Here is a 6419-nt window from a genome sequence, read left to right as displayed (position 1 = left end):
TTGGCGGTGAGCGGGATGAGGCAGCAGAGGAAGCCTACAACCAGTTTCAGGAAATGGCTGGGAAAGGCAGCATCGAAGCCTTCAAGGCATTCCGCGATCTGGGCAAGAAAACCCGCAACGGCGAAATCACCGCGTTTCTCGCGCGGCGCTTTACAACCCAGCGGGCCGACTTCATGGCGGAAATCGCGGCTGATGTTGGCGCTGATATGCGCTCGATCTGGACACCATCAGAAACCAACTGCTTCAAGCGTTTGAAGGGCTGGCAGCTTGACGACCTCTATAAAGACCTTCTGGATTTGCACATGGATACCGACGACTACCGCGCGTTCAGCAAGTCCAAGAAGGGCGAGAAGAACGAAGCGATGCACAAGCTGTTCAACGATCCAGAGCATCAAAAGGCTTTGCGCGTCACCCCTGAACAGAAGGCCCGCATCGACGCTTGGGTTCCTGAGTGCTTCTAAAACAATTGGGGCAGGGCGCATTGCGCCCTGTTCCAGACGGTGCGAGAATCGACAAAAGACAGAGTTACAGACCGGACTTACGAGGACTGTTAGACATGACAAATACAACCGCCGTAACAAAGGTTGAAAAAGCCGCCCGCCGCGTCTGGAAGTCCGCGCAGATGTATATTGCGTTTCATAAGGACCAGAACAAACGCCAACGCGATGAACCGAAGTTCTGGCCGCCGAAGAACGGCAGCGCGTCAATTCATGGTGCCCCTGCCGAGCAAGAGGCCATTGTTGTGGTCAAAGCCGCCGACCCTGAAGATACCCAAGATGTGCAAATCAAGCTGCATCCCAATCGGATTGTTGTGCGCCGCGATGCTGAAATCTGGTGGCAAGGGGTTGCTGTTGATGACCATTCTGTAACCGTCCGAATGGCTGACGGCACAATCATTGAGGTTCACCATGATGGTTCTGTCAAACGCCGTGCCGCCGAAGATGAAACCCATGTCGAAGCGGATGGCAGTATCTTCAAATGGACCGAACACGCTGAAACAACAATGACGGGTGACGGGATCGAGATGACCCGCCGCACTGAAGATCGGATTACCGCGATCACCTATGACGGCGTTGTCGATCGGGCGCGCAACCGCTAACCTCAACGAGCTTTTTTGTTTTCCTCTCGTGGCGAGAGACCTTGGCCCGCTTCGGCGGGTCTTTTCTTTTGCCGTTATCCTGGCTTTGAGGTTCCTTTGGTGTCCCTTGTCACCTGGGGCATTCACCCCAAGTGCCAGCGCGACTGGTCGCTTCGCTTTGACGGCCGCAATAGCGGCCAATCCCACCTACGCGGCTTATCCGTTGTCAGACTTTTGGCCCGTGAACGCCAACTCAAGCGCGTCATCTGGCAGAGGTCGTTGCAATGCCTTGGCCTCGTCAGCAGATCCTTTCAGCCATATCTCAAACTCTTCTTCAGTTCGCAGCAGCACGGGCATGGCCTTCGGATGAATCGGTGCAACTATGCTGTTAGGTTCTGTGGTTAGGAACGCCATCGCCGTAACTTGCGCACCTGAAGCCTGCAGCTCGGCATCGGCCTTCTTCCGCAGACCGTCTTTTTCCCAATCCCATCGGCGCATAACTCCGGCGAAAGCAAAAGGGGGTCGCTCTGTTTCACCAGTCAGCCGAAACCAACTCGCCGCCTTGATCGGCTTGCCTGTCGCTCCGGGGATCTTCTCTGTCGGGTGGTATTCCGAAAACGAGGACGCTGGGACAAGGCATCGTTGGGATTGGTCCTTTATCACATGCTCCCAAGGCCAGCCGTCGAGATTCCGAACATTTGTCAGCCACGTCTCGTAATTTTTGTTTTTGAATTTGACCTTCTTCCAGCCCCACCGGGCGATGCGCAGTGATCTTTCTCCAGAGTCATCAGCAGTTACGATCACCGATTGCCCATCTGGAAAGATTGCCGGTTGCGCTGATGCATTGCCCAGCTCATCGCGCGCGGCAGGCACGTTGAACAGTTGCCGCATGGCTTCTTGCGTGGTCGTGTTCGAATACAGGTTACACATTCAGACAGGCTATGCGCGCAGTTCGCTTTGGACAAGGTTGCGAGTGTTCTTTATTTGTTCTCATTATGCCTGCTTCGAACCCACCAATACGCGCGCATCCCGGCAAGCCGTTTCGCACCATGAAGGACGCGGCTCTGTCGCACCAGGTCTTAACCCTTCGGTGCAACCTTTGCCGCCGCCGAGTGACCTATCTCGCCTCAGATCTCGTTGAGATCGTAGGCCACGACTGGCCGCTCCATATCCCCCCGTTTGCATGTCATAAGGATGGCCGGGAATACGTGCAGGTCGAGGTCTGGAACCCACGAGCTGAAGATATTGGTCGCGTTCCGGTTCGTCGCCCTGGCCGCGTCATACAAACGTGGCAAACAGTTATGCTCGGAGATTGAGCCTTGCGCTGAGAAATCCGACCCTCCGCCTCCGCCGACCGGAAAGGGCGACTTGCGCCGCCAATGCGCCCTTAGTTTTTGTTCCGCAGGTCATCCCATTTCGGGAAGGCCACCAGCTCGCGGATCTGCGCATTGCGCTTGTGTCAGATCGACTTGATTTCGCTGCGTTGCACACTGGTCATATGTCCCGAACGCATTCGCCCCAGAAGTTCTTGCCTTTCACTCGGTCTGACAGCCTCAAACCCGTTGCCAATGAAGATCCTCGCTCACGTGTTTCTTTCAAGATGAACATAAGCGGGGCAATCGTGGTAGCCGCGCAGCCCCCGTTCCGGGCGCTCCGCTTCAACAGGTGATTTCCCCTGCGCCTTCAGCGCATTCCTCGCGGAACAAATTACCTGCTGACAACCTCTTTGTGCCCGCTTCTTCCATGTTCATCGAAACACTCAAAAGCGAGGATCAAACAATGGCAACTCAAACTCTGAAACTGAACGTCAAAGCCGGTGAAAAAGATGGCAAGAACTTCTGGAACAAATGCGGGGTTCTCTTTGTAACCACCGATGACGAGAGCGGCGAAATCAAGTCGATCACCGTCAAACACGATATGTTCCCCAGCGTTGAAATGGTGGCCTTCCCGAAACGGAATGACGACGACGATCAGAACTGAGGGAAGGGCAGGGCGGCGCAAGTCGCCCTTTCTTTTGCTCCGGCTTCAGGCCGGACCCAAAACCGCCTTTTTGGGCGCTTTTGGGGTGGCGGTACACTCCGTTGTTTCACGCTGGTTGACCCAGCGTCATCACAACTATGTTTCACTTTGCAGAATAGGTTGATTAGCGACACTCACGTATCTACTCATACGCGAGTCAACAATACTGACCACTCTACGAAGCCGCCACGGCGCTAAGGCTCCTTTGACCCCCTCAAGGTGGCCTTGATCCCTTCCCCCAACCTTGGATCGAGCTGTGGCGGCTTGCACACCGCCGTTACCTGTACAGTTAGATGCGCTACACACAACCGAAGTTATGCGTAGCGAAGAACGCAATGTGTCGCTACGCAAGTCGTTCTGTTTACTCAACAAAAAAACCAGTCGATTTAGCCCACACAATATTGTTTGGCTCACTGATTTGCCCTTCAGCTACAAACGTAACTTCAAAGCCTTCTCCATCAAATTCCAACCCGTCGCCCAGATTTGGAGTGTCTTCAAACTGGCGGGTGGCTTCAGCATTTGTCTCATCTGCTCTGGTGTATTTTACAGTGAATGTTTTGGTCATAATTTTTCTCCTATGATTTAACTATGAGCCTCTATTTATCATCGAGATTCAGCTCAAACGCCTATTTGGGAAAAATATTGCGTGTTTTTTTTGATATGTTGGGCGATCAAAGCTAACAAATGTTTCCGGGCAAATCCCGCGCCTATGGGCGCGTGACCGCGTGCTAGTCGGACGCCGGCACACCGGCCTCCGACCCGAACCAATCACGTCCTTTCTCCCTTCGGCCTGGTGCGGTGAATCTGTCTCGTCCCGAGCCAGCTTAACCGCGGCCAAATGGTCGCCAGGACATGCTTGTTTCGGCCAAAAGGGTAACGCCCGCTTTTGCAAGAGGTCTGGGAGATCCGCGCGAGGCGCGCGGCTCGCATTGATTATTGGACAGGGCAGGGGATCGACGCGCTAAAGCGCGCTCACCCCGGCCCTGGCATTGTCCAATAGTGGGTCTGCTGTGACCGGCAGGCCGGTCCCATCATCCCGATCCGCCCGCATCCTGCGTCGGGCCGGTCAAGGGGCAAGCGCCGCGCGGTGCGCGTCGTCTCCATGTCAAAAAAACCGGTTCCACCCACGCGCAAGCGCGCGGTTCCCTCCCATTTTTTCGCCACTCCGACCCCGTGACAGTCCCGCCCCAGGCCACAGGCAGGGCTTCGCCCTCCTGTTCTGCCAGCCGATAGATGCGGGCCATCTATCAGCTAACAGATCAGAAGGTCGCGCCCATTAGCGGATAGCCGGGAAACATCGGCAACCGCATCGCCACGAAAGAAAGAGTTGTCATGACTGAATATCGTCTTGGATCATCGGATTTGGTTCATACCCCCGGCCTAATTGCATGGGCCATCAACGGGTATCACTTCGCAGATGATCGTCCGGTCCTGCTGAACAGCATGTGCCAGAGCTTCCCATCTGTCCCAGCCACCGCCATCGAACAGCTTTTGTCCAAGGCCGTGCCGTACACGGTCGAGGACAAAACGGTCGTTTTCAGCGTGGACGAATAGTCCGGTTCTGAAACGGCCAATGCGCAACTTGCGCACGAAAGGAGGTGAACACCATGAGCATTGAAATGATCGAACAGCGTAAGCGTGAAGCCTATGCGCTGATCAAAAAGGGAGGTCTCTCCGCCAAGATCGGCCTCGCCTTCTTGAAAACTCAAGCTGCCGCCTAAGCGGCCTCGCTCTACCCCGCAAGGGGTAGGGCACCAATAACAAAAACTTAGCCACGAAACAAGGACTTGCCCAATGAGCAAACTCGAAACATTCACCGCACCGGAAATCATCGAAACCGTTGCACTGTCCGATCTGTACCTGTCTGAAATCAACCCGCGTCAGGAAGTAGCCGACGAAGGCATTGCCCTGCTGGCAGAAAGCCTCGTCACATGCGGCCTAATCCAGAACTTGAGCGGTCTGCGCGATAAGGACGGTAAAGTCGGCATCGTCGCAGGTGGTCGCCGTTTCCGCGCCCTCAACATCGCTGTGACCGAACGCCCCGATTTGGCGCAGGTGCCGGTCAAGATCACCGATAACCCCTTTGTGGCCGAGCAATGGGCCAATGCCGAGAACACAGCCCGCGAAGAACTGGACCCGATTGACGAGGTTCGCGCCTACGGGAAAATGGCCGCGAAATCCCTTTCTGTTGGCAAGATCAGCAACGCATTCGGCGTGACCGAGGCGCATGTGCGCCGCCGCCTCGCGCTGGCCGATCTGCCTGATCCTGTCTTGGATGCCGTGAAAGCCGGTGAAATCAGCCAAGGCATCGCCAAGGCTATGACCATCTGTGACGACGAGGCCAAAATCCTTGAAGCACTGGAAGGTGTTAAGACCGGGCGGTTGTACAATGAATACTATGTGCGCCAAGCCCTGACACCGGAATCCGTGCGCAACACAGACCGCAAAGCAAAGTTTGTTGGTCAGGATGCCTTTGAAGAAGCTGGCGGCACCGTCACCAGCGATTTGTTCCAGAATGAAACCCTGTTCAAAGACCCTGAATTGCTGGAACGCCTGTATTCTGAGAAGCTGGACGCCGAAGCCGAAATGCTGCGCGAGGCGGAAGGTTGGGCATGGGCCATGACCACCGACGACAGCAATCCCTATTTCTACGAAGTTCGGGATGCTCACGGGGTTGCCCAAACACCAGTGGTTGAAGGTGTATTGACCGAGGAACAGACCGAGCGGTTTGACGAACTGGCCGAGCTTGAAGAAGGCGATGCGCTGGATGAAGCCGGTCAAGCCGAACTGGATGCTCTGCAAAAGGTTCTGGATGGTGAATATGAGCCAGAGCAGAAAGCGATTGCAGGGATCATGGTTTTTGTCCGTCACAATGGCGAAATCTCTGCTTTGCGTGGCCTCATTAAGCCCGAGGATCAGGCAGCGGCTATTGAACAGGAGTTCATCGAAGCCCCCTCAAAACCTTCTAAGCCCACCGCGCCGGAAGCTGAGAAACCGGCATTCTCGCAGAAGTTCATCGACGACATGAAAGCGATCCGGCTGGCGGCTGTTCAGACGGCCATGCTGGACAAGCCCGAATATGTTCTGAGCCTGTTTGCCTTCTATGCGACACCGGCATCCGGTCACTACACCAGCCTGTTCGGGTTCGGCTACGGCGGAGCGGAGAACAACACGCCCGAGATTGACGACCAGTTTGACCTTGATCCGCGTCTTGGCGGTGAGCGGGATGAGGCAGCAGAGGAAGCCTACAACCAGTTTCAGGAAATGGCTGGGAAAGGCAGCATCGAAGCCTTCAAGGCATTCCGCGATCTGGGCAAGAAAA

Annotated in this window: 6 protein-coding genes and 1 pseudogene; 5 read left to right on the top strand and 2 right to left on the bottom strand. The window is 55.4% G+C overall.

The window, feature by feature from the left end; all coding sequences use genetic code 11:
- Both AC2FLZ_RS21505 and AC2FLZ_RS21500 read left to right on the top strand, forming a co-directional pair.
- A pseudogene (locus AC2FLZ_RS21505) lies at positions 1-461 on the top strand (hypothetical protein); the annotation flags it as partial.
- 95 nt (positions 462-556) lie between these two features.
- Positions 557-1099 carry a hypothetical protein gene (locus AC2FLZ_RS21500; protein WP_496816768.1) on the top strand — a complete coding sequence of 181 codons (543 nt, stop codon included), beginning with the start codon at positions 557-559 and terminating at the stop codon, positions 1097-1099.
- Between the two features lie 195 nt (positions 1100-1294).
- Here AC2FLZ_RS21500 and AC2FLZ_RS21495 read toward each other — a convergent pair whose 3' ends face one another.
- Complete coding sequence (locus tag AC2FLZ_RS21495; protein WP_496816766.1) at positions 1295-2008, bottom strand: SOS response-associated peptidase; 714 nt, start codon at positions 2006-2008, stop codon at positions 1295-1297.
- Between the two features lie 849 nt (positions 2009-2857).
- Between AC2FLZ_RS21495 and AC2FLZ_RS21490 the strand changes: the two genes are divergently transcribed.
- Positions 2858-3058, top strand: coding sequence for a hypothetical protein (locus AC2FLZ_RS21490; RefSeq protein WP_170424883.1), 201 nt, complete (start codon positions 2858-2860; stop codon positions 3056-3058).
- A gap of 400 nt (positions 3059-3458) precedes the next feature.
- On the opposite strand, the gene AC2FLZ_RS21485 is transcribed toward AC2FLZ_RS21490, so the two are convergent.
- Positions 3459-3662, bottom strand: coding sequence for a hypothetical protein (locus AC2FLZ_RS21485; RefSeq protein ID WP_267367303.1), 204 nt, complete (start codon positions 3660-3662; stop codon positions 3459-3461).
- 767 nt (positions 3663-4429) lie between these two features.
- Between AC2FLZ_RS21485 and AC2FLZ_RS21480 the strand changes: the two genes are divergently transcribed.
- Together AC2FLZ_RS21480 and AC2FLZ_RS21475 are read left to right on the top strand one after the other, a co-directional pair.
- A complete protein-coding gene (locus tag AC2FLZ_RS21480) occupies positions 4430-4651 on the top strand; it encodes a hypothetical protein (protein WP_267367433.1) in 222 nt (73 codons plus the stop codon).
- Between the two features lie 240 nt (positions 4652-4891).
- Positions 4892-6419 (top strand): ParB/RepB/Spo0J family partition protein (locus tag AC2FLZ_RS21475; RefSeq protein ID WP_496882753.1); only part of this gene is annotated, 1528 nt, incomplete at its 3' end.

Source organism: Ruegeria sp. YKSF131 (assembly GCF_059612645.1).
Note: the sequence above shows the minus strand (reverse complement) of the source record. Positions and strands in the feature narration are given on the sequence as shown.

Bases quoted from the DNA above. Each gene is read 5' to 3' on its own strand.
- AC2FLZ_RS21495 (WP_496816766.1), bottom strand. From the start codon at position 2,008: ATGTGTAACCTGTATTCGAACACGACCACGCAAGAAGCCATGCGGCAA.
- AC2FLZ_RS21485 (WP_267367303.1), bottom strand. From the start codon at position 3,662: ATGACCAAAACATTCACTGTAAAATACACCAGAGCAGATGAGACAAAT.
- AC2FLZ_RS21480 (WP_267367433.1), top strand. From the start codon at position 4,430: ATGACTGAATATCGTCTTGGATCATCGGATTTGGTTCATACCCCCGGC.
- AC2FLZ_RS21500 (WP_496816768.1), top strand. From the start codon at position 557: ATGACAAATACAACCGCCGTAACAAAGGTTGAAAAAGCCGCCCGCCGC.
- AC2FLZ_RS21490 (WP_170424883.1), top strand. From the start codon at position 2,858: ATGGCAACTCAAACTCTGAAACTGAACGTCAAAGCCGGTGAAAAAGAT.